This window comes from Natrinema gelatinilyticum (assembly GCF_024266705.1).
In the GTDB taxonomy this organism is placed as follows: Archaea; Halobacteriota; Halobacteria; order Halobacteriales; family Natrialbaceae; genus Natrinema; species Natrinema gelatinilyticum.
In genome coordinates this window covers 1,442,216-1,463,795 of sequence record NZ_CP100756.1, presented here as the reverse complement: position 1 = coordinate 1,463,795, position 21,580 = coordinate 1,442,216, and the positions used below count along the sequence as shown (strand labels likewise).

19 protein-coding genes and 1 pseudogene are annotated in these 21,580 nt (G+C 63.0%); 11 read left to right on the top strand and 9 right to left on the bottom strand.

Going from position 1 to position 21,580, the window contains the following annotated elements; all coding sequences use genetic code 11:
* Positions 1-85: 85 nt before the first annotated feature.
* Entirely contained in the window at positions 86-1,384 is a 1,299-nt protein-coding gene (locus NJU76_RS07185) for an amidohydrolase (RefSeq protein WP_254532089.1), read from the bottom strand.
* A gap of 94 nt (positions 1,385-1,478) precedes the next feature.
* On the opposite strand from NJU76_RS07185, the gene NJU76_RS07180 reads away from it, so the two are divergent.
* Positions 1,479-2,150, top strand: a complete 672-nt coding sequence (locus NJU76_RS07180) for a stage II sporulation protein M (RefSeq protein WP_254532088.1) — start codon at positions 1,479-1,481, stop codon at positions 2,148-2,150.
* Between the two features lie 191 nt (positions 2,151-2,341).
* Entirely contained in the window at positions 2,342-3,124 is a 783-nt protein-coding gene (locus tag NJU76_RS07175; RefSeq protein ID WP_254532087.1) for a DUF4382 domain-containing protein, read from the top strand.
* Between the two features lie 102 nt (positions 3,125-3,226).
* On the opposite strand, the gene NJU76_RS07170 is transcribed toward NJU76_RS07175, so the two are convergent.
* Positions 3,227-5,851, bottom strand: coding sequence for a heavy metal translocating P-type ATPase (locus tag NJU76_RS07170; RefSeq protein WP_254532086.1), 2,625 nt, complete (start codon positions 5,849-5,851; stop codon positions 3,227-3,229).
* An 84-nt stretch (positions 5,852-5,935) separates the two neighbouring features.
* Positions 5,936-6,526, bottom strand: coding sequence for an AsnC family transcriptional regulator (locus NJU76_RS07165; RefSeq protein WP_254532085.1), 591 nt, complete (start codon positions 6,524-6,526; stop codon positions 5,936-5,938).
* 128 nt (positions 6,527-6,654) lie between these two features.
* Between NJU76_RS07165 and NJU76_RS07160 the strand changes: the two genes are divergently transcribed.
* Entirely contained in the window at positions 6,655-6,852 is a 198-nt protein-coding gene (locus NJU76_RS07160) for a heavy-metal-associated domain-containing protein (RefSeq protein ID WP_254532084.1), read from the top strand.
* A gap of 170 nt (positions 6,853-7,022) precedes the next feature.
* Here the strand turns inward: NJU76_RS07160 and NJU76_RS07155 are convergent.
* A pseudogene (locus NJU76_RS07155) lies at positions 7,023-8,405 on the bottom strand (permease).
* Positions 8,406-8,818: 413 nt separating this feature from the next.
* Between NJU76_RS07155 and NJU76_RS07150 the strand changes: the two are divergent.
* Together NJU76_RS07150 and hisG are read left to right on the top strand one after the other, a co-directional pair.
* Positions 8,819-9,187 carry an SHOCT domain-containing protein gene (locus tag NJU76_RS07150; protein ID WP_254532083.1) on the top strand — a complete coding sequence of 123 codons (369 nt, stop codon included), beginning with the start codon at positions 8,819-8,821 and terminating at the stop codon, positions 9,185-9,187.
* 569 nt (positions 9,188-9,756) lie between these two features.
* Positions 9,757-10,641, top strand: a complete 885-nt coding sequence (hisG, locus tag NJU76_RS07145; RefSeq protein WP_254532082.1) for an ATP phosphoribosyltransferase — start codon at positions 9,757-9,759, stop codon at positions 10,639-10,641.
* 16 nt (positions 10,642-10,657) lie between these two features.
* On the opposite strand, the gene NJU76_RS07140 is transcribed toward hisG, so the two are convergent.
* Positions 10,658-11,077 (bottom strand): DUF7344 domain-containing protein, encoded by a 420-nt coding sequence (locus tag NJU76_RS07140; RefSeq protein WP_254532081.1) that lies wholly within the window; start codon positions 11,075-11,077, stop codon positions 10,658-10,660.
* A 359-nt stretch (positions 11,078-11,436) separates the two neighbouring features.
* Positions 11,437-11,997: a TATA-box-binding protein gene (locus tag NJU76_RS07135; protein ID WP_006671604.1), complete on the bottom strand. Its 561-nt coding sequence runs from the start codon at positions 11,995-11,997 to the stop codon at positions 11,437-11,439.
* Positions 11,998-12,516: 519 nt separating this feature from the next.
* Here NJU76_RS07135 and NJU76_RS07130 point away from each other — a divergent pair.
* From NJU76_RS07130 to NJU76_RS07120, 3 genes are all read left to right on the top strand, one after another.
* Entirely contained in the window at positions 12,517-13,677 is a 1,161-nt protein-coding gene (locus NJU76_RS07130) for a TIGR01177 family methyltransferase (RefSeq protein ID WP_254532425.1), read from the top strand.
* 329 nt (positions 13,678-14,006) lie between these two features.
* Entirely contained in the window at positions 14,007-14,324 is a 318-nt protein-coding gene (locus NJU76_RS07125) for an ArsR/SmtB family transcription factor (protein WP_254532080.1), read from the top strand.
* Between the two features lie 4 nt (positions 14,325-14,328).
* On the top strand, positions 14,329-14,724 hold the full coding sequence (locus NJU76_RS07120) for a VOC family protein (protein WP_254532079.1): 396 nt from the start codon (positions 14,329-14,331) through the stop codon (positions 14,722-14,724).
* 169 nt (positions 14,725-14,893) lie between these two features.
* Here the strand turns inward: NJU76_RS07120 and NJU76_RS07115 are convergent, their stop codons facing one another.
* Together NJU76_RS07115 and NJU76_RS07110 are read right to left on the bottom strand one after the other, a co-directional pair.
* Positions 14,894-15,898: an AAA family ATPase gene (locus NJU76_RS07115; RefSeq protein ID WP_254532078.1), complete on the bottom strand. Its 1,005-nt coding sequence runs from the start codon at positions 15,896-15,898 to the stop codon at positions 14,894-14,896.
* A 91-nt stretch (positions 15,899-15,989) separates the two neighbouring features.
* Positions 15,990-17,120, bottom strand: a complete 1,131-nt coding sequence (locus tag NJU76_RS07110) for a DUF7282 domain-containing protein (RefSeq protein WP_254532077.1) — start codon at positions 17,118-17,120, stop codon at positions 15,990-15,992.
* 381 nt (positions 17,121-17,501) lie between these two features.
* Between NJU76_RS07110 and rnz the strand changes: the two genes are divergently transcribed.
* Together rnz and NJU76_RS07100 are read left to right on the top strand one after the other, a co-directional pair.
* Positions 17,502-18,428, top strand: a complete 927-nt coding sequence (gene rnz / locus NJU76_RS07105; RefSeq protein WP_254532076.1) for a ribonuclease Z — start codon at positions 17,502-17,504, stop codon at positions 18,426-18,428.
* Between the two features lie 221 nt (positions 18,429-18,649).
* On the top strand, positions 18,650-20,626 hold the full coding sequence (locus NJU76_RS07100; RefSeq protein ID WP_254532075.1) for a DUF460 domain-containing protein: 1,977 nt from the start codon (positions 18,650-18,652) through the stop codon (positions 20,624-20,626).
* Positions 20,627-20,977: 351 nt separating this feature from the next.
* Here NJU76_RS07100 and NJU76_RS07090 read toward each other — a convergent pair whose 3' ends face one another.
* On the bottom strand, positions 20,978-21,157 hold the full coding sequence (locus tag NJU76_RS07090; protein ID WP_254532074.1) for a DUF7470 family protein: 180 nt from the start codon (positions 21,155-21,157) through the stop codon (positions 20,978-20,980).
* A gap of 132 nt (positions 21,158-21,289) precedes the next feature.
* On the opposite strand from NJU76_RS07090, the gene eif1A reads away from it, so the two are divergent.
* Positions 21,290-21,580, top strand: a complete 291-nt coding sequence (eif1A, locus tag NJU76_RS07085; protein WP_254532073.1) for a translation initiation factor eIF-1A — start codon at positions 21,290-21,292, stop codon at positions 21,578-21,580.

The following is a 21,580-nucleotide window of genomic DNA, read 5'->3' as shown; positions in this document are numbered from 1 at the left end:
GTGTACACTACGTGCCTGATCGAACGCGATCGTGTCGCGCTAGTTTCGTTTTCGGTGCCGACACGCCGACGGCTCGAGTCCGCGTCTATCCCTCCACTCGAGCGGAAAGTGCCTCGGCCGCCTCGTTCGCTCGCTCCCGCACCGCCGTTTCGTCGAGCGTGAGAGCCTCGCGATCCCGCATGAGGACCCGACCATCACAGACGGTGTGGCGGACGTCAGCCGCTGCTGCTGCGTACGCGAGGTGACTGACGAGGTCGTGCTGCGGCGTCAGATGCGGCTGCTCGAGATCTATCACGGCGAGATCGGCCGGCGCACCCACCTCGAGACGACCGGATTCGAGGCCGATCGCCGCCGCGGCGCCGTCGGTCAGCATGTCGACGGCGGCTCCAGCGGGCACCGCGCTGGCGTCGGCGGTGGCGAGTTTCCCGAGCATGGCCGCGTCGCGGGCCTCGTCGAGCATCGAGAGGTCGTTGTTCGATGCCGCACCGTCGGTTCCGAGGCCCACGGTGACGCCGGCCTCGAGCAGCCGCTGTACGGGGGCCATCCCACTGGCGAGTTTCATGTTCGACGCCGGACAGTGGATCACGCCAGTCCCCGCCTCGGCGAGCAGTTCGATTTCGGTGTCGTCGAGGTGGACCCCGTGAGCAACGAAATCCTCCGGTTCGAGCATCCCAAGCTCGACCGCGTACTCGAGCGGTCGAACGCCGTGTTCGTCGACGATCGGCGCGACCTCGTCTTCGGTCTCGTTCGCGTGATAGTGGACCGGCACGCCGGCCGCTCGAGCGTCGGGAACGAACTCGTGGAGATAGTCGCTCCCGACGGTCGTCAGCGAGTGGGGCATGAACGCCGTCGAAATCCGGCCGTCGGCCGCGCCGTCGTACTCGCGAGCGATCTGGAGGCTCGTCAGGGCGTCCTCGCGGGCCGCGTCGTCGTCCTTGCCGACGGTGACGACTCCGTGACCGAGACGGGCGCGGAGGCCGGCCGTCTCGACCGCCGCGACAATCTCGGGGACGTGGAAGTACATGTCCGCGAAGGCGGTCGTTCCGGATTTGATCATCTCGAGCAGCCCCAGTTCGGCACCAGCGCGGGCGTCCTCGGGCGTCAGTTCGCCCTCTGCGGGCCAGATATCCTCCTGCAGCCACGCGTCGAGCGGCTTGTCGTCGGCGTACCCCCGCAGGAGCGTCATCGCGACGTGACAGTGGCCGTTGACGAATCCCGGCGTGACGAGCGAGTTCGCGGCGTCGAGCGTCTCGTCGGCGTCGGCCGCGAGTTCGGGGCCGATATCGACGATTTCGCCGCGGTTCCGGTCGATCAGTACGTCAGCAGTCGTCACCGTCGGACCGGGTCTGAGGATTCGCCCCTCGGTAATCGCAAGCGTCGTCATTGAAGCAGGGTTCTTCTCCGGGAGCCTTAGACTGTCGATACCCTGCGGCGAGAAGAGGCGGGACGTTTATCAGTTATTTTGACGACATGAACACATGGGCAATCGGACCCGGCACGAACGGAATCGGACCGGCGATGGGGAGGGATATCCGCCGCGCGTAGCGCTCGAGGATGCCTGGAACGAACACAGCCGCTACGTCGGATTCGCCGCGGGCCTGTTTGCGGTCGGGATCGCCATCGGTATCGGCCTCATGGCCGCCGGATACAACTTGCTCGAGATCATCGAAAACGTGGTCGGAGAGCCGCTATTCCCGGATATTAGCGAACAGAGCAAACTCGAACTCGCGCGCTTTCTGCTCGTGAACAACTCGCGGGCGTTCGTCCTTTCGATACTCGGCGTCCTCTCCCTGGGATTGCTCACAGCCTGGGCAATGCTCTTCAACGGGGTCATCGTCGGCAATATCGGCGCATTCGTCGCCACCGACGCGGGGGTCGGGTACATCCTCGTCGGCCTCCTCCCTCACGGAATCTTCGAACTTCCTGCGCTTTTCGTCGCCGCCGGCGTCGGGTTCCGGCTTCTCTACCGCGTCGGGCAGCGCATTCGTGGCGGCCGCAACGCCGTCTTTTCGAAAGCCTACCTCTACAGGACCGGCATCCTCGTCGTCGTCGCCTGGCTGCTGCTCGTCGTCGCCGCCTTCGTGGAGGCGTTCGTCACCCCCGTCCTGCTCGAGACCCTGTTCTCCGAGCAGTTGCAGGCGGCCTCCTGATACGGTCTGCTGTACCGATTTACCGGTGCACCCACAGGACGGTCGCGGTTGCACCGGCAATGACTTACAGCAGACCGTATGACCCGAGAGCTGTCGAGAGTCAGTTTCGAACAGTTTACGGGACTGAACGGTTCTACACGGAGTTGAAAGTCGCACCCCTTTTATTATCGATTGACCGACTGTCATCGGATATGAACAGACGCGCGATTCAACTGATACTCGTCGCGGCGCTCGTCGCGATCGCCGGCTGCGCCGGCGGAATGGGCAGAAAACCAGCGGAGGATCCGACGGCCGACAACTCACGGGATACGATCGACTCGAGTGGCGAAACGGGAACGGTCGCGTTCTACGTCAGCGACGAACCGAGCCAGATCGACGACTTCAGACATCTCAACGTGACGATCACGAAGGTCGGCTTCAAAAAGACCGGAGACGCAGCCGACGGGGCAAGCGGCGAAACGGACGACGGTGACGGCGGCGCGCCCGAGGGGCACTGGGTCGAATACGACGTCGACGAACGGGCGGCCGATCTCACCGAACTGAAAGGCGCGAACGCGACCATGATCGACGAGTTCGATCTGCCGGCCGGAGAATACGAGACGGTCTTCATCCACATCAGCGACACGGAAGGCGTTCTGACCGACGGGAGCGAGACGAACGTGACGCTTCCGAGCAACAAACTTCAACTGCACACGACGTTCACCATCGGGAACAACGAGCCAGTCGACTTCGTCTACGACATCGCACCCCACAAAGCTGGGAAGAGTGGAACGTACATCCTCAAGCCGGTGATCAGCCAGAGCGGCACGGGTAGCGACGTCGAGATCCGCGTCATCGACGAGGAGAACGAAGCGGGCGAGAAAGAAGAGAAAGAGGGAGAGAAACGAACCGACGAAGGGACGGGAGACGTCGAGACCGACAATTCCGTCGGTAACGGAGACGCGATACCCGAAGAAAAGCCGATGCAGGATTGACGCGAACTGTTTTCGATTGCGGTGCGAATCGCCAGCGATTTCGAGTGCGAATCGTGCGCGCTTTCGAGCGCGAGTCGGTGAGTCCGAGACTGTGCGTCGTGATTATCGCCGGAGACGACCGAGCAGCCTGTACTCCCGGTCCGGCGAGTAACGGCGGAAGATCAGGCTGTTCGAGAGGACCGACACCGACGACAGCGCCATTGCGCCGGCCGCGAGGACGGGCTGGAGCAGGCCGAGCGAGGCGAGCGGGATCATCGCGGTGTTGTATCCGAGCGCCCAGACCAGGTTCTGTTTGATCTTCTGCAGCGTCGCATCGGAGATGCGGATCGCCTTCACCACGTCGAGCGGATCGTCGCGCATCAGCGTGACGTCCGCCGCCTCGATGGCCACGTCAGTCCCGGACCCGATCGCCGTCCCGACGTACGCGACAGCGAGCGCCGGCGCGTCGTTGACGCCGTCTCCGACCATCATCGCCGTCCGTCCCGACGACTGGATGTCCTCGACGGCGTCGGCTTTCTCTTCCGGCAGGACGCCCGCGCGAACGTCATCCGGGTCGATCCCGATCCGCTCGGCGACGGCTCGAGCCGTCCGTTCGTTGTCACCGGTGATCATCATGACGTCGACGCCGCGCTCTCGCAGGGCAGCGACGGCATCGGCCGACCGTTCCTTTACCGTGTCGGCATCGGCGATCACGCCCGCGACCGCCCCGTCGACCGCGACCAACATCGCGGTCTTGCCCTCGCGTTCGAGCCGTTCCATCGCCGCTTCGGCGGGCGAGGGATCGACGCCCGCGGCCTCGAGCAGCCGCCGGTTGCCGACCAGCACCTCGCGGTCCTCGATGGTCGCCCGGACGCCCTGGCCGGGGACGTTCTCGAACGAATCGGGGTCGAGTAACTCGAGGCCGCGTTCGTCGGCACCGTCGACGATGGCTCGCGCGAGCGGGTGCTCGCTGTTGCGCTCCGCGCTCGCCGCGAGGCGAAGCACCGCCTCGCGATCGAGGGGCGGACGTGAAGCCAGCGCACCGCTGCCGGCGGCCGTGTCACCGCTGTCTACGGCGGTCCCGTCGCCACCGTCGGCAGCCAGTTCGCCGTCGCCCTCGAGCGCGACGACGTCGGTGAGCGTCATTTCGCCGGTGGTCAACGTGCCGGTCTTGTCGAAGACGACGGTGTCGACGTCCTTCGCTCGCTCGAGGATGTCCCCGCCCTTGAACAGGACGCCGTTTTTCGCCCCGAGAGTGCTTCCGACCATGGTCGCCGCGGGCGTCGCCAGGCCCAGCGCACAGGGACAGGCGATCAGCACCGCCGAGGCGAAGACGACGACGGCGAACTCGAACGTCGAGAGCGCGGCCGGGCCCCCGCCGACCAGTCCCCACAGCGGGAGCGCGCGGACGAATCCCGCGAGTACCTCGGGGAAGACGAACCAGACGAGTCCCCAGAACGTCGCGTTCAGGATGACCGCGGGGACGAAGTACGCCGAGATGCGGTCCGCGAGGTTTTGGATCTCCGGCTGGCGCGCCTGGGCCTCCTTGACGGTCTGGACGATCTGCTGGAGCGCCGTGTCCGATCCGACCTTCGTCGCCTCGACGACCAGCACGCCATTCTCGTTGACCGTCGAGCCGACCACCTCGTTGCCCGTCTCCTTCTCGACGGGGACCGATTCACCGGTTACCATCGACTCGTCGACCGCGGACTGGCCGTCGACGACGACGCCATCGGTTGGCACCTTTTCGCCCGGCCGGACCTTCATCCGATCGCCGACGGCGACCTTCTCCCGGGGTACCTCGCGTTCGGTCCCGTCGTCGTCGACCAGCGTGGCCGTCTCGGCTTCCATCTCGAGGAGCTTCCGCAGCGCGTCGCTGGCCTGCCCCTTCGAGCGGGCCTCCAGGTAATTGCCCAGCGTGATGAACACGAGGATCAGAGCCGCGGTGTCGAAGTAGAGACTCCCCGCGAGCAGGCCCAACAGGACGACGAGGCTGTACACGTAGGCCGTCGAGGAACCGAGCGCGATCAGCACGTCCATGTTGGCCGAGCGGTTCTTCACGAGCGCGTTGGAGGCGTTCCTGTAGAATTCCTTGCCTAACACGACCTGGACCGGCGTTGCGAGCAGGAACTCGAGCCACCCGAACTCGACGCCGAAGACGGTTTCGGGGACGAGTTCCCCACCGAGCAGAAAGCGATCGGCGAGGAAGAACAAAAACGGAGCCGACAGCACCGCACCGAAGAGCGTCAGCCGGAGTTGCTTTCGGATCTCGGCCTGTCGAGCCGCGTCCCGTCGCTCCCGGTCCGACGTCTCGTCGTCACCGTCCTCGTCGCGGACGGGGGTATAGCCGGCGTTCTCGATCGCTCTGTAGAGATCCTCCAGCGAGGCGTCGACCGGATTGTACTCGACGGTCGCCTCGTCGGTCGCGTAGTTGACCTCGACGTCGATGACGCCGGGGACCGACTCGAGCGCCGATTCGTTTGCGTCGGCGCAGTTGGCACAGCTCATGTCGGTGATGCCGATCGACCGATTCGCGCGCTCCGCTCCGTAGCCGGCGTCCTCGATCGTCCCGTAAATATCGGTGAGTGACACTGCTTCGGGGTCGTACTCGACGGTTCCTTCGTCCGTGGCGAAGTTGGCGTTCGCCTCGACGACGCCGTCGAGCGATTCCAGGGACTCGTCGATCGTTTGCGAACAGTTCGCACAGCTCATGCCATGGATGTCCAAGTGTGCGGTCCACGTACTCATTATAGAGTACAAAGGGATCGTGCTTTACCCACTTTACTGGCAGGAACCCAAAGCGAATTGCGGTGGCAACTTCGGAACCGAAAGTCATGCCCCCTCCTCGAGCCGTTCGTATCGTCCTTCGAACCGGCTCGAACAGGAAGGACAGCAGAAGTGATACACGTCACCGTCGATGCGGGTCGATTCTCCCTCGCTGTCGACGGTATTCCCACACTCCGCACAGGTGAGCGCGAACGACGTTCCGTCGAGCGACTGCGTCCACTCGGCCTCGTCGACCAACGTTACCTCGTACTCGACGCGGTCCCCGACAGGGAGGAGCCCCTCGAGCCACTCGCGGACCTGCTGGACCCGTGCGCGAGCGTAGAACAGAATCTCACCGTCAGCGGTCACGAATACGTGTTCGACCGCATCGGCGGCCGCGATAGCCGCTCTGGAGTCGTCGACTTCGCTCACGGGGACGGTCACCCGAACGAACACCGGGACCCCCGCTCGCAGCTGGGACTGGTCGATGTCGACGGTGAAGCCGTTGATGACTCCTGCCTCCTCTAAGCGTTTGACGCGGTCCGAGACGGCCGGTCCGGAGAGGCCGACCTCCTCGGCGATGTCGCTGTAGGGCCGACGAGCGTCGTCGCCCAGCAGTCGCAAGATTGCCATGTCGGTCTCGTCGAGGTCGCGCATGTCGTGTCCGTTCGGGCTCGAAAGAAAAGAGACTGACGACTATCGCTTTCGATTCCAAACCCAAAATCGACTGCTCCTTATCACCCGGAACAGTAATGTACAAAGAATGTGAGCTCGTACGTCATCACATGAGTCAGACCATCACCGTCGAAGGCATGTCCTGTGAACACTGCGAGCAAGCGGTCGAAGACGCGCTCGAGGGCGTCGACGGCGTGATGTCGGCGGAGGCCGATCGGGAGCAAGAACGTGCGATCGTCGACGGGGACGTGGATCCACAGGCGCTGGTCGGTGCGGTCGACGAGGCGGGGTACGACGCAGCAACGTAATAAAATCCTCTTCGCCGCCTCCGGCGAGGCTTCCCCCGCACGGAGAATACCAGTTAGTCATCTCCGAAACCGTCGGTTCTGGCACGTGACGACCGGCTTCGATGGCGTCTACGCGCATCAGCGCCAGGAACTCTTCGTGACCTGGAACGACGGGGTCGTCGAGAGCGGTTTCAGTGGTGATCGTGAGCCGTTTCGGAATCCGAACCGGACGGAGACTGCCGCTCGAATTCCGCGGGCGCGTCTTCGAACGTCCGCTTGCAGGCGGTCGAACAGAAATAGTAGGTCTCGCCCCCGTGAGTCGCGTTCGGACCGCGGTCGTCGGTTCGCATGCCGTACACTGGATCGCGATACTGCCCGGGTGCACCGAGTCCCCGACGGTACACGTACAGCAGGAAACCAGAGAGTGCGAACGCGACGAGATTGAGGTAAAAAGTGTAGTTGAGTTCGAAGTACCTCTCCTCGGTGGCCGTCTCGCCGCCGGCCAGATTCGGAACGATCCCGAGCGCGTCGAAGAGCAGTTCCATGAGAAATCCGGTGAACGCCATCGTCACGAAAAAGACGCCGAAGATGTACAGCATGACCGACCAACCGTAGTACTTCCGGTGGACGTTCAACACTGGGATGGTGATGAGATCGGCGTAGACGAACGCGATGACGCCCGCGAAACTGATTCCACCGCCCCAGAGCGCGACCGCGAACAGGATGTTACCCATGCTTCCGACGAAGCTGACAACGGCGATCGCGACGCCCACGATCGCGTTCTCAGCGGTCATTAACAGCCTATTACCCTGGACGAACAGCGCGTTCCAGACCCGTTGCGGAACGAACACGATGACGAAACCCGAGACGAGAAACCCCGCGACGACGTCCGTCCAAATCATCGACCACTCTCTACGGTACTGATTGCCGAGCTTGTACCACCCGCCCCAGGAACGGAGTTCGGCGCGCCACCCACCACCGCCCACCAGCTGTTGGCGATAGGTCTCGAGACACCCCTCCGAACAGAATTTCAGCGTCTCGCCACCGTTGGTCACGATGGTGTGTTCGGCTGTCCCCTCCATACCGCACGTCGGATCCATCGTGACGCCGCGGTCGTGGTCCTGTCGGTTGAGTTCCGCCCGAACCTCGTCGAACAACGCCTCTGGGAGCGTCAAACGGACGATGAGGGCCATGACAGCGATGAGAACGAGCCCGCCGAGGAGTTCCGCGACGAGGAACTCCCACCCCAAGAGGAGCAGAATCATCAATCCGAGTTCGACGATCAGGTTCGTCGAGGCGAACATGAACGCGAGTACGTTCACCACATGAGCCCCCTTCGCGATGGCGACTGCACCGAAGCTGCAACCGCTGCTCGCGGCGCCGAATGCCGTCGCCTTCGTGAGACTCGCGAGGTCGCTCTCCCCGAGTACCTGCGCCATTCGCTCCTTCGAAACGTACACCTGCACGAGACTCGTGACCGTGAGTCCCATGATGATCGCCCACGCCGCCGTTCAGAGGAACCCGAGACCGATCCGGAGCGATTCGAGAACCCCCTCGAGAAGGGGCACTACCATGCGTAATCCATCGGTTTATTCGGCTATTGCGGTTGTCCTTTGGAAAACAGGCTCTTCACCGTCGAAAAATACGGATGCGAAAGTGATCGACGGTATCTGATTACGGTTTCGAGCGTCGAGAGGCCTCAGTGCACTCTCTCGTGGCCCATTGCCGGTTCCGATTGGGGCGACGACTGTTCGCTCGTATTCCTCAATTGAATTATGATGCAACGATCAGAACCGATGATATACACGACGATACCTGCGGAAACCCGGTTTCGACGCGTCCAGGATCGGATACATTTGACCGGGTACGCCTGACGACGGATCGCGATGGTCCCCGTCTCGGAGATTAGATTCGAAGGGAGAACTGCATTGAGTCCGAAGCACGTATCAGTACCCGGAGACGGACGACCCGTCGCCAGTGAGATATCATGGCTGCAGAAACGACTGACACCAAACTCGTCACGATCGCTCTCGTCATCCTCGGTCTCCTCGTGGTTCTCCCCGCGTTGTTTATGGGGTTCGGGATGATGGGATTCGGCCCGATGATGGGCGGCGCGTGGGGCTACGGCATGTGGGGTGACGGAACGGCACCCGGTTGGATGATGCTCGTCGCCGTCCTGATGCAACTGCTGTTCGTCGCCGTCATCGTCGGTGCTGGATATTTCCTCTACCGGGCGCTCGCCGGCGGAGACGACACCGATCGAGCGCTCGAGGAACTTCGCCGCGCGTACGCTCGCGGCGATCTGAGCCACGACGAGTACGAGCAACGACGAAACGCACTCGAGCGAGATAGATAGACGAACAACGAGAAGCGAACCTACGCGAGACAGAGCATCAGGTCGAGTGAGTTCACGGCAATGATATCCGCCGCATCGTAAACGGCGTGGTTTCCTCCGTGGGAGTCTCAGCCGGTCTACGCGTCCCCGGACGAAACAGTCCCGTCACGGTGGACGGGACTCGGGTCTGTGCGCTGGTCGTTGGAACGGGGAGAGTGTGGTGACTCCGACCAGTAGTGGTCGTCGTGTGCGTTGATCGTCTCTGTGCATACCGCGATCATAATCGCCGTATGTGGTCGTGATCCTCGTCTCGCGCCCGTTCGACGTCTTCGGTCTCGTCCTCGAGTAGCGACTCCTCGACCCTCCCTCGAGCGCGTGCGGTCGTCCCGGTCGCCGTCGGCGGATTCGTCCCCGGCTCGACGATTGTGGTCGTCCATCGATCGGTGATACGCGGTCACGGGACAAGGAACTGCAGGTGGCAATGAACAGCGGAGTCGCAGACGGCTGTGCTCGAATCCGCATCTGCACCGCGAGTCGCTCGTTCGGACGGATGAAAAGACAATTCCCCGCTGGGGCCCAACACCGGCCATATGCGAATCGCCGTTCCCAACAAGGGCCGCCTGCACGAGCCGACGATCGACCTCCTCGAGCGGGCGGGGCTCCACCTCGAGAATGGGGCCGACCGGAAACTCTACGCCGATACCGTCGACCCCGACGTCACCGTGCTGTTCGCCCGCGCGGCCGATATTCCGGAGTACGTCGCCGACGGCGCGGCCGACCTCGGTATCACTGGCTTCGATCAGGTCCAGGAGGCCCGCGTCGACACCGTCGACGAGTTGCTCGACCTCGAGTTTGGGCGCTGTCGACTCGTGCTGGCGGCACCCGAAGACGGGGACATCGAGTCCGTCGACGACCTGGCCGGGAAGATCGTTGCGACGGAGTTTCCGAACGTCACCGCAGATTTCTTCGCCGGGACCGGCGTCGAGCCCGACATCGTGGAGGTTACAGGCGCGACGGAACTCACACCCCACGTCGAGATGGCCGACGCGATCGTCGATATCACGAGCACGGGCACCACGCTCAAGATGAACCGGCTGGCCGTCGTCGACGAAGTTCTCTCGAGTTCGGTTCGATTGTTCGGCCGCGAAGACGTCGTAGATGACCCGAAGGTCGAGGAGGTCAGGACCGCACTCTCCTCGGTCAAACACGCCGACGGGAAGCGGTACCTGATGATGAACGTTCCTCGGGAGCGACTCGCGGACGTGCGAGCGGTCATTCCAGGCCTGGGTGGGCCGACGGTCATGGATATCGCCGACGAAACGGGATCGGCCGCCGAAGATACCGAAACCGGTGACGGCAAGGTCGCCGTCCACGCCGTCGTCGACGAACAGGACGTCTTCGAGACGATCACCGACGTCAAAAATGCCGGCGCGAGCGATATTCTAGTAACCGAGATCGAACGGCTCGTCGAATAGTGGCGAACGAGTCAGGTCATCCCAGTCGACCGGCAATCGACCGCTCGAGCGATTGATACTCGAGTTCGGATTCGAATGCGTCGAGGTTCGGTCCCGGTCCGACGAAGCTTCGAATACGGTCGTACGTTATGATATCGTGATCTTCGAGCAACGAGAGGTGGGTCCGACACAGGGAGACGTGGATCCGCTGGCGAAGTTGGTGAATCGACGTCTCGAGGGTCGCGTCGTCCTCGGAATCGGCAATGCGGCCGACCAGCGTACGAACCGCGACCGGTCCGTCCGCGGCGAGGACACAGCGAAGCGCCTCGCTCCGGCGGTCGCTTTCCAGCACGCGATTGATCGTCTCACGCGGGAGCGACCGACGGCCGACTACGCCACCGCTCGCAGAAGGATACCGATCTGAAACGGACGTCGTTCGGTCTGTGTGAATCGTCATTGGCACGTGAGACTCGGCGATGTATTGGGGAATAAACGTATCCGGTCGTTTCGGCGATTCAGCCCAAATTCACCCGTTTCGGTCCGATACGGCCGTGATTGAACGATCGACAATCCGATCCAACCGACACGAAGTGTCGAAGTAAACGATGGTCCAACAGAAATAGCGCTCGGACATCTCTATCGCGGTCGAGACCTGCTCGAGAGCGATCGCGACGGGAACCCGTCGTTCCAAAGCGGATGCAATCGGATATCGGAAATCCGAAAATACACGAGTCCGAAACGAGCGACCAGAGCGCCCGCGGGAATACGTTGCGGTGTCTGTGATCGGTCGATCGACTGGCGAAAACGCGGACGGTGTTATTCGAGCAGGCCCAGGTCCTCGAGCCGGGAGACGATCTTGTCGACTGCATGTTCGGCGTCCTCGGGCTTCTTGCCGCCGGTGATGACGAGTTTGCCGGAGCCAAAGAGCAGCGCGACGACTTCCGGTTCGTCGAGTCGATACACGAGTCCGGGGAACTGTTCGGGTTCGTACTCGATGTTCTCCAAACCCAATCCGATCGCGATTGCGTTCAAGTTGAGATTTCGGCCCAGGTCGGCCGAGGTGACGATATTTTGGACGACGATTTCAGGGTCTTCGTTGACCTGAATCTGGAGTTCACGAAGTTTATCGAAGACGATGCGAAGACTTTCGTGGACGTCGTCGGTGCTTTTCGCGCCGGTGCAGACAATCTTCCCGGACCGGAAGATCAGGGCAGCGGACTTCGGATTCTGGGTACGGTAGACGAGACCGGGGAACTGTTCGGGGTCGTAATCGGCCCCCTCGAGGTCCATCGCGACACTCTGGAGGTCGAGTTCCTGTCCAATACCGGTCGACGCCACCACGTTTTCGATGTTGATGGTGTCCTTCGGATCCGTCATTAGTCGCTTAAAAAGACGTATTTAAGGTTTATAAAGGTTGGTGCCGCCACCTGATATATCCGGTATATATGACCGGCATCAGTTCGGGACTGTCACGGATCGTATACGGCCGATACTACCGGCGGTGTCCGCTCGTCGCGCGCGACGAACGACGGACGGTGGCTAGTGCGAACCGTCATACGGTCTGCTGTGACAATGTACCGGTGTACCCGCAGGACGGTCGCGGTTGCACCGGCAATGACTTACAGTAGTCCGTATCAGAGGACGCCGGGTGATTTCGTCCGAACCAGCGACCCGCCCAGCGAGCCGACTACCGACGTTGCTCGAAGTCGATTCCTCTGCTTCGACGACCCGATGCGGACGACGGAGGGAGTGACTGGAATGGAACCCAGCGTGTGCGGAACGGGAATCCGACCGGCGGTGTCGCCGGTCAACGGGTTCACACGTCGTCAACCGCGAACGGGGTCACCGACCCGAAAAAACGCCAGCCTCATACGCGAGCGGGGGCGACATTCCACCGTGTATCTGCTCGAGTTGGGCGGCGAGGACGACGTGTTCGCGGCCCGAGAGGCCCGAAGCGCAGCGACCGGCGTCGATCGGATCGCACCCGGCCTCGCCGTCGCGCGTGGAATCGTCCCGGAGCGGGTCCGCGGCCTCGCCTACACTCACCGCGCGAGCGAACTCCTCGGACGGGGCGACGCCGATCTCGCGAGCGCCTGCGCCGTCCTCGAGGCTGCTGCGATCGACCGAACTGGATCGGTCGCGGTGCGCGCGACCGATGTCCACGGCTCGAGCGGGGTCCGCACCGAGCGTGCGGAACGTGAACTGGGCCAGATTCTGTTCGACCGCGGCTTCGCCGTCGACCTCGAGGAACCGGATCATCTCCTACGGGTCGTTTTCTCGGAGGGCACGGTCGAACCTGGCGAGACGACAACCGTCCCTGAGTTCGGCGAGGACCACGGCGCACACGAGTCCCACGAGCACGGCGGAGACAACGACGCACTCGAAGCCGACGGAGCCGACGGTGACGACCGTGCGGACGTGCGCGTATCCGTCTGCGCGCTCGGCTGGCTCGCAGCCGAGAGCGTCCGCGATTTCGGGACTCGAGCACCAACGGACAAACCGTTCTTCCAACCCGGGAGTATGGACCCACTGCTCGCTCGTGCCGTCGCGAACGTCGCCGGTGCTCGGCCGGGGGCGACGATTCTGGACCCGATGTGTGGGACCGGCGGCGTTCTCGTCGAGGCCGGCCTCGTTGGCGCGAACGTGATCGGTACCGATGCCCAGGCGAAGATGGCCGACGGCGCGCGCGAGAACCTGGCACATTTCCTCGAGACCGACGAGCCGTCGCCGACCGGCGTCTCGCGGGGCTCGTGGCACGTCGGTCGCGGCGACGCGACCCGGCTGCCGCTAGTGGACGACGCCGCCGACGGCGTGATCTTCGACGCGCCCTACGGCCGACAATCGAAGATCGACACTCACCGACTCGAGGACCTCGTTTCCGGTGCACTCGCTGAGGCCCGCCGGATCGCGCCGCGGGCAGTCGTGGTCGCGGATCGGTCGTGGATCGAGGAGGCACGAACGGTCGGCTGGGAACTCGAGTCGGCGTTCGAGCGCCGCGTGCATCGGTCGCTGACGCGGTACGTGATGGTGCTCGAGCGACCAGCAGATAGTAATTAGCAGCGTAATCCATAGTTCTGGTCCACTACTATACAGAAGTTGATAGCATGGGCGTGCGAGAGACGACGCGCGTATCTCGCATCGTAATTCGTCGTGGATCTACAGATGAACAAGGCGAGTGCCTCGGGGACAAGCCCCGAGGTACTTCACCGGTAACTACACCCGCTAGGGTATCGACACCATCGGCTTCGTGACCGTGGGCGTGTAGACATCCCAATTTGGTTTTCGGAGACCAGCGAAAGGTATGGAAGTTGATGAGCCAAACCCGAAAAAAGTGGCTCACCAATAGGTTTATCTATACATGCAAGCATATAGTTGCATGTTGTCTCATGTCTTCCAACGACGACGTGTTCCGGGCGCTGGCCGACAGCACCCGGCGGTTGATCCTCGAGGAACTGACGGACAACAGCGAGCAGACGCTCTACGAACTCTGCGTGCGTCTCACCATGGAACACGACGTCGACATGTCCCGGCAAGGGGTCAGCAACCACCTCGAAGTCCTCGAAGAGGCCGGTCTGGTCGCCTCGACCCGGCAGGGCAAGTACAAGGTCCTGGAGTTTGCGGGCGCAGACCGCATCAAGACGATAATAGCCTGGCTTGACAGCCTGGCCGAGAACGACATCGACACGGAAACTGAGGAGAGATAATAAAATGGAACTCATCGTAACGAACGTGCCCGTAGACGATCAGCAGAAGGCCCTGGAGTTCTACACGAACGTCCTCGGCTTCAAAAAGAAGACCGACGAACCAGTGGGCGAGAATAGATGGCTGACCGTGGTCGGGCCTGACTCGACCGACGGCGTCGAGTTGCTCTTGGAACCCACAGAAAACCCAACGATTGACGAGGAGCTCGAGACGTACCGCGAGGCGCTCGTCACCAACGGCATCCCCTGGACCATGTTCGGGTGCGAGGACGTGGAGGCCGAATACGAACGCCTGAGCGAGCAGGGTGTCGAGTTCAGCCAGGAGCCGATGACCGCCGGGGGCGTCACGCTGGCGGTCTTCGACGACACGTGCGGGAACCTCATCCAGATCATGCAGCAGTGAGATGGACGTAGTGGACCACGCCACCCTCTCGATGCCGACAGCAGCACGTGGCCCTCGAGGGATTCAACAATATCACTCTTCTCAGTTCTCCCATCCAAGTGGTACGTATTTACCGGAACACCCACAGAACGATCGCGGTTGCTCCGGAACTGGCGGACAGCAGTCCGTATCAGGCCTCACGGCCGAGTTCCGCCAGCAGATGCGACACGTGAATCCGGTCGCTCGTCCCCTCGGTCATCTCGAATTCGACGTCCGCGGCCCGCCGATGGATCCGGGCGAGGCGCCGACCCTGGTAGCGCTTGCGCCCGATCCGCAAAATCGCATCGAGGATTTCCTCTCCATCCAACCCTTCGTCGACGAGCAGATCGTCCAGCGTCTTGCGAGCGTCGATGAACGCGCCGGCCTCGGCGTCGTCTAACATCGACTCGATCTCGTCGTCCAGGCCGACCTCGCCGATCGTTTCGTAGGCAGTGCTCATCGTCAGTTCGCCGGCGTCCTTGACCGTCGTTTGCGCCGCCAGGATTGCCTGCCTGAGATTCCCGTTGGCGTAGCCCGCCACGAACTCGAGGCCGTCTGCGTTGTAGTCTACGTCTTCTTTCTCGACGATTCGCTCGAGGATGGCCACGGTTTCCTCGCTGGTCGGCGCGCGAAACGAGACGGGGAAACACCGCGAGCGGATCGGCGGGATGAGCTTGGTCGGTTGGCGCGTGGCGACGATGAACTGTGTCGTTCGGTGGTGTTGCTCCATGATCCGGCGCAGGGCCTGCTGGAAGTCCTCGCGAACGTCCTCGGCGTTGTCCAGCAAGATCGTAGTGTAACCCCCCGAAACGGGCGCATAGCTCGCTGACTCTTTGAGGACGTGGTTGATCATGTCTCGTTTCGACATCGAGGAGCGACCCGTGAGGAAGTGTTCGAAGCGGGGATCGTTCGTGATCTCGGTCTTGGTCCGGCCGAAGAAGTCGGCGACGTTGATCTCGACGTAATCGTTGTCCGGATCGTCGTGAGCCTCGCGGGCCAATGCACGCGCAGCCGCCGTCTTTCCGCTTCCAGGTGGGCCCTGCAAGAGGAGGTTGATCGGCTCCTCGACCGCCCGCTGTAGGTACTCGCGAGCGTCGTCCTGTGGTAACTCGGCCAGTTCGGGCGCGTGGGTTTCGGTCCACAGCGGCGCATCCATCGCCGTGGAATAGGGGAGCGGTGGGTAAGTATCGGTCGGTTACTCGCCGCTCAGGCCGCACTCGAGCAGTCGTCGACCGACCGTCTGCCGACTAGCCGCCGTTCGAATCGTTCCCCGACTCGGAGCCACCGTCTCCGGATTCGTCGGCGGACGCCTCGGCGATCGTGAAGGTCGTTCGCACGGGTTCGCCCTCGAACACGATCGGCGATGCCGCGTCGGCGGCGTCGGGTGATCCGGCGTAGAGCGTCGCCGTCAACTCGTCAGCGTCCGCGATCGAGGCGTCCGCCGGCAGATCGACGGTGACGTTTTCGTGCTCGCCGGGATCGAGTTCGTCGCTCGTGGCGAAGATGGTTCCGTTTCGCTCGAGGGCCACGAATCCGCGCTGCGGAATCGCAGCCGAAACGGTCACGCTCTCGTTGCTCGCGTCGGTGACCGCGACACTCGGATCGGTGTGGAACTCGAGGTCGATCCATGTGACCGCACCGTCGTTTTCGGTGTAGATCCCGATGGTCTGGTTACCAGGTGGCGCGCCGTTCGTATCCGTCTGGAAGGTCACGTTGCGCGCTTCGCCGCCGTCGAGTTCCAGTACCTGTCGCTCGATGACGGCGCCGGCGATGCGGACTTCGACCGGTTGCTGCATCTGGAACTCGGTCGGGTTCCGGACCCGTGCGTTTACCTCGACCGTCTCGTTGGTCGTCGCCGTCGTGGGCGCATCGATCGATTCGACGAGGAACGAGTTGCCGAGCGTAGCCTCGTCGGACGTCGTCACCGTCGCGGTGTCGCTGACCGGGAACCCGTCGTCGAGATACGGCTGGTCTTCCTCACCGCCGCTCGACTCGTAGGCGTAGCCCTCGTCGTCGGACGTATCCTGGTGGACCGTAGCCGTCAACTGACCGATTAGCTCGCGCGAAACGTCGTTCTCCCGCTCGATAGTGACGTTTTCGTGGGTCCCTGCGTTGAGGCGCTCGGACACAGCCAGTGGTTCGTCGCCGCCGTCAGTGATGACTACGTAGCCACCGTCGGAGAGGGAGACCTCCTGAATCGTAACGGAAGAGCCGTTGCCCTGCTGGTCTTCGAACGTGATCGACGCCTCCGGTTCCTCCTCGACGCCGAAGATGGCCGGCGCCTGACCGACGACGATACCGGCAACAGCGACGATCACGACCGCGATAAGGATCGCACCGATTCGCTTGACCGTGCCGAACGACTGTCTCGAACTCATTGGGGTTGTTGTCGTCCCCGTTGTCGGGTTCGACGGACGTAAAACGCGCAGTCCGTTCGCGGACCGACGGGCCTGTTCGGGACAGCTTACCCGAATAATTGCAAGTTACGACGGTCCGTGCCCGTTGATCGTCCGCGGAATCGGACGAAAATGACCGACGAACTGAACGGCGCGCTGAACGGTAGGCGGCCCCGACAGTGAGTTTGAAAACCCCTACTGATCCCGACCGAACCGCATTGGTCGGTCGACACGCTGTCGGCGGCCGATCCGGCCATCGACTGAGACTGGCGCGATTTCCACACGGTGAATCCGGGCCGAACTGAGGGACCGGACTCAAGCGATCCGAAGCGGGTTTAGCCGCGGCCCGTCGAACGTATACCGATGCCACTGCGCGTGACGTTTCTGGGGACGGCCGGCGCGATTCCGACGACGGAACGGAACCCGAGTAGCGTCTTCGTCGCTCGCGAGGGCGAAGAGCTCCTGTTCGACGCCGGGGAGGGGACCCAGCGCCAGATGATGCGGTTCAAAACGGGGTTTTCCGTCTCGCAGTTGTTCGTCACGCACATGCACGGCGATCATGTCCTCGGGATTCCAGGCTTGCTACAGACGATGGACTTCAACGATCGCGAGGAGCCGCTGTCGATCTACACCCCACACGGCACGCGGCGCCACCTCGAATCACTCGTTACCGCCCTCGGAAACCACCCCTCGTTTCCGGTCCGAATCAACGAAGTCGGCAGGGGGGATGTCGCCTATCGCGGCGAGGAGTACGAGGTTCGCGCGTTCGAGACCGACCACGACACCCGATCGGTCGGCTACGCTCTCGTCGAGGACGAGCGCAAGGGTCGATTCGACCGCGAGCGCGCCGAGGAACTCGGCGTTCCGGTCGGCCCGAAATTCTCGAGGCTCCACGAGGGCAATCCGGTCGAACTCGATGACGGCACCGTCGTCCGACCCGAACAGGTCGTCGGGCCCCCCCGTCCGGGTCGATCGATCGTCTACACGGGCGATACCCGTCCCACCGAGGCGACGATCGACGTCGTCGACGACCCGGACCTGGTGATCCACGACGCGACGTTCGCCGACGACCGCGCCGATCGGGCAACCGATACCGCCCACTCGACGGCCCGACAGGCGGCCGAGATAGCGACTCGGGCCGGCGCCGATCGGCTCGCACTGATGCACCTGTCCTCGCGGTACGCGGGCTACACCGCGGACCACGAACGCCAGGCCCGCGAAGCCTTCGAGGGCGCGGTGTTCCTCCCCGACGACGGCGAGGAACTCGAGATTCCGTATTCGGACGAGTGACCGAGGGCCCTCGTGAAGCGAGGAAATGTCCGGCGACGGCCACGTAGCCGACTCTCCGTCGGTTCCTTCGACTCGAACGTCTTAGCCACCTATCCGGACATCGTCGCCCTCGAGAGTCACGGCGAAAGGCGGTCACGACCACGTCCACCATCGTGCCAGAACTGGCTCACTGGCTGAACGGCCGCGTCGGATTTATAGCCGACTCGTTCCTATAACGGCCTGTGAGTACGCGAACGAGTGCGCTCGATGCGGTCGTCTTCGGTGTCGACGTTCAGAGCGGTGACGTGCGTGGCGATGCACCATCGTACGCACTGGCGGTCTACGACGGCGACGACGTCGCGCGTGACGTCGTCTCCCACCGAAAACTCAGACGGTTGATCGACGACGAGGAACCAGCAATCGTCGCGACGGACAACATGTACGAGCTGGCAGCCGACAAGGATCAGCTCATCCACTTCCTCGGTTCGTTGCCCGCGAACACCCGTCTCGTCCAGGTGACCGGCGCAGAGCAACCCGAACCGCTCTCTCGCGTCGCGAAACGACACGGGATTCCCTACGGAAAAGATCCCATGATGGAGGCCGAGGCCGCCGCCCGGCTCGCCGCTCACAACGTCGGCCACGAGGTCTCCGCGTTTACCGACACGACGGAAGTAAAGGTTTCACGAGGCCGCTCAACCGGGAGCGGCGGCTGGAGCGAGGACCGCTTCACCCGCCGCATCCACGGGTCCGTCAAGCGCCGCTCCCGCGAAGTCGAATCCGAACTCGAGGATGCGAACCTCGAGTACGAAACGGAGATTCGCGAATCATACGGCGGCTACGCCAACGCCATCTTCACCGTCCGGGCCCGGCCCAGCGACATCCCCGTCTCGCGGAATCGATCGGGCGACGTTCGCGTCGAGATCGAACGGGAGCGGCGCGACGGCATCGAATTCCGCCCACTCGTCAAGCGCCGCGACCACGTCGTCGTCGGGATCGACCCCGGGACGACGACTGCCGTCGCCATCGTTGGCCTCGAAGGGGACGTGCTGGACGTCTGGAGTTCGCGCACGAGTGATACCGCCGAAGTGATCGAGTGGATCGTCGAACGCGGCCGACCGATCATCGTCGCGGCCGACGTCACGCCGATCCCCGAGACCGTCGAGAAGTTCCGCCGAAGCTTCGACGCCGCGGCCTGGACGCCCGACCGGGATCTGCCGATCGACGAGAAACAGCACCGAACCCGCGACCATCCCTACGACAACGACCACCAGCGGGACGCGATGGCCGCCGCGCTGTACGCCGTCGACGCCCACGCCGACCAGTTCGACCGGATCGCCGACAAGCTCCCGCCGGGTATCGATCGCGGCGAAGTCACCGCCCGCGTCGTCGCCGGCGAAGAGAGCGTCGAAGCGGTTTTGCGAGATCTGACCGACGACGATTCCGGCGGCGACGAAGAGTCCACCCACCACGAACCGCGTGAACTCACCGCGGAAGAACAGCGGATCAAAGATCTCGAGCGCCAGGTCGAGCGCCTCCAGTCGCACGTCGAGCGACTCGAGGGCCGCATCGAGGACCGCGACGACCGCATCGACGAACTCGAGACGGAACTCAGTACCGCCCGCCGGCAAGAGCGAACGGAGGTCCGTCGGGACCGCGAGGTGAGCCGACTCGAGCGGAAGGCCAACCGGCTCGAGCGCGAGCGCGACGACGCTCGGGACGAGGTCGGGACGCTGGAGAAGAAAGTCGAGCGGATGAAGGCGCTCTGGAAGCTCGATCACTCGAACTTCAGCGACGTCTCGGCGAAGAAGGAGGGGCTGGTGCCGGTCAAAGTCGTCGAGAAGTTCACCAAAGGCGCCATCCGCGAGGCGGACGAACAGTACGGCATTGCCGCCGGCGACGTCGTCTACATTCGGGACGCGAGTGGCGCGGGTCGGTCGACGGCCGAACTCATGACGGAGTTCGACCCCCGCGTCATCCTGAAGGACGGCGGCCTCTCGGAGATCGCCGACGAACTCCTCTTCGACGCCGAAATCCCGGTCGGTCCCGCAGACGACGTCGCCATGCAAGAAGTGGACGAACTCGCCGTCGCTCGAGAGGACGACGTCGATGCGGTCATCGACGACTGGCACGAACGCGCGCGTGATCGAAAACGGGACCGCAAAGCCGCAATGGTCGACCAGCTCATCAGCGAACACCGGGCGGGCGACAACGAAGTATAGTTGACTGTTCGTCGGATCGAGAACCTCCACTTCCGGGCCGGTTTCTAACGGTGACAGCACCTTCGGTACCTCCTCTATGGCGACCTCCTCGGTCAGATCGTCGGTGTCGTCGACCGGTTCGTTGATGTATAGTGCGCGAGCGATGAACCCGGTCGCGACCGCGCCGAACCCGACAATCGCGGCCGGTGACGGTATGGACGTTACGAGGCCGACCATGGCTCCGATTCCGAGGCTCGCGCCGATACCACCCAAGACAGATCGTAGTACTGGAGCGTGTATCCTATACTCAAATACGCGGTCCAGAAGCAAAACGCTCGAGCCGTCGTTTGGGAGCGCTTCCGCTCCGGAAGTTCAAAACATCCCGAAATTCCGGAGCATGCCAGAGATCAACGATCTGATCAGCAGACCGAGCCCGGCGACGATGAGCGCCATCCCGACGGCGATCCACAGATTCTGAGATGCGATGAGGGCGATACCGGCGAGCAGAACCACGAGACCGGCGACGCCGAGTGCGTCGAGTGATTGCAACATACGCAGGGCTCGAGAGGCGAACGGAATAAACGACGCGGTTTTTCGCCCGTGGGAGTGCCCAGGTCGACGACGACGAGGACCGGCGCGAAAGAACGATAAAGGATTAAACCGCTCGACCGCTAACCGACGGCCATGAGCGAGGACGGTAATGGTGGTCGGAAGAACCTCCGGATGCCCGAGGACGACGAGGTCTTTGCGACCGTCACCAACATGCTTGGGGCGAATCGGGTGACAGTACGCTGTGCCGACGGCAAAGAACGCACTGCGCGGATTCCCGGCAAGATGCAAAAACGCATCTGGATCCGCGAGGACGACGTCGTCCTCGTCAAACCCTGGGACTGGCAGGACGAAAAGGCCGACATCACCTGGCGCTACGAGAAGAGCGACGCCGACCAGCTCCGGCGCGAAGGCCATATTCAATAG

Bases quoted from the DNA above. Each gene is read 5' to 3' on its own strand.
- NJU76_RS07185 (WP_254532089.1), bottom strand. From the start codon at position 1,384: ATGACGACGCTTGCGATTACCGAGGGGCGAATCCTCAGACCCGGTCCG.
- NJU76_RS07180 (WP_254532088.1), top strand. From the start codon at position 1,479: ATGGGCAATCGGACCCGGCACGAACGGAATCGGACCGGCGATGGGGAG.
- NJU76_RS07175 (WP_254532087.1), top strand. From the start codon at position 2,342: ATGAACAGACGCGCGATTCAACTGATACTCGTCGCGGCGCTCGTCGCG.
- NJU76_RS07170 (WP_254532086.1), bottom strand. From the start codon at position 5,851: ATGAGTACGTGGACCGCACACTTGGACATCCATGGCATGAGCTGTGCG.
- NJU76_RS07165 (WP_254532085.1), bottom strand. From the start codon at position 6,526: ATGCGCGACCTCGACGAGACCGACATGGCAATCTTGCGACTGCTGGGC.
- NJU76_RS07160 (WP_254532084.1), top strand. From the start codon at position 6,655: ATGAGTCAGACCATCACCGTCGAAGGCATGTCCTGTGAACACTGCGAG.
- NJU76_RS07150 (WP_254532083.1), top strand. From the start codon at position 8,819: ATGGCTGCAGAAACGACTGACACCAAACTCGTCACGATCGCTCTCGTC.
- hisG (WP_254532082.1), top strand. From the start codon at position 9,757: ATGCGAATCGCCGTTCCCAACAAGGGCCGCCTGCACGAGCCGACGATC.
- NJU76_RS07140 (WP_254532081.1), bottom strand. From the start codon at position 11,077: ATGACGATTCACACAGACCGAACGACGTCCGTTTCAGATCGGTATCCT.
- NJU76_RS07135 (WP_006671604.1), bottom strand. From the start codon at position 11,997: ATGACGGATCCGAAGGACACCATCAACATCGAAAACGTGGTGGCGTCG.
- NJU76_RS07125 (WP_254532080.1), top strand. From the start codon at position 14,007: ATGTCTTCCAACGACGACGTGTTCCGGGCGCTGGCCGACAGCACCCGG.
- NJU76_RS07120 (WP_254532079.1), top strand. From the start codon at position 14,329: ATGGAACTCATCGTAACGAACGTGCCCGTAGACGATCAGCAGAAGGCC.
- NJU76_RS07115 (WP_254532078.1), bottom strand. From the start codon at position 15,898: ATGGATGCGCCGCTGTGGACCGAAACCCACGCGCCCGAACTGGCCGAG.
- NJU76_RS07110 (WP_254532077.1), bottom strand. From the start codon at position 17,120: ATGAGTTCGAGACAGTCGTTCGGCACGGTCAAGCGAATCGGTGCGATC.
- rnz (WP_254532076.1), top strand. From the start codon at position 17,502: ATGCCACTGCGCGTGACGTTTCTGGGGACGGCCGGCGCGATTCCGACG.
- NJU76_RS07090 (WP_254532074.1), bottom strand. From the start codon at position 21,157: ATGTTGCAATCACTCGACGCACTCGGCGTCGCCGGTCTCGTGGTTCTG.
- eif1A (WP_254532073.1), top strand. From the start codon at position 21,290: ATGAGCGAGGACGGTAATGGTGGTCGGAAGAACCTCCGGATGCCCGAG.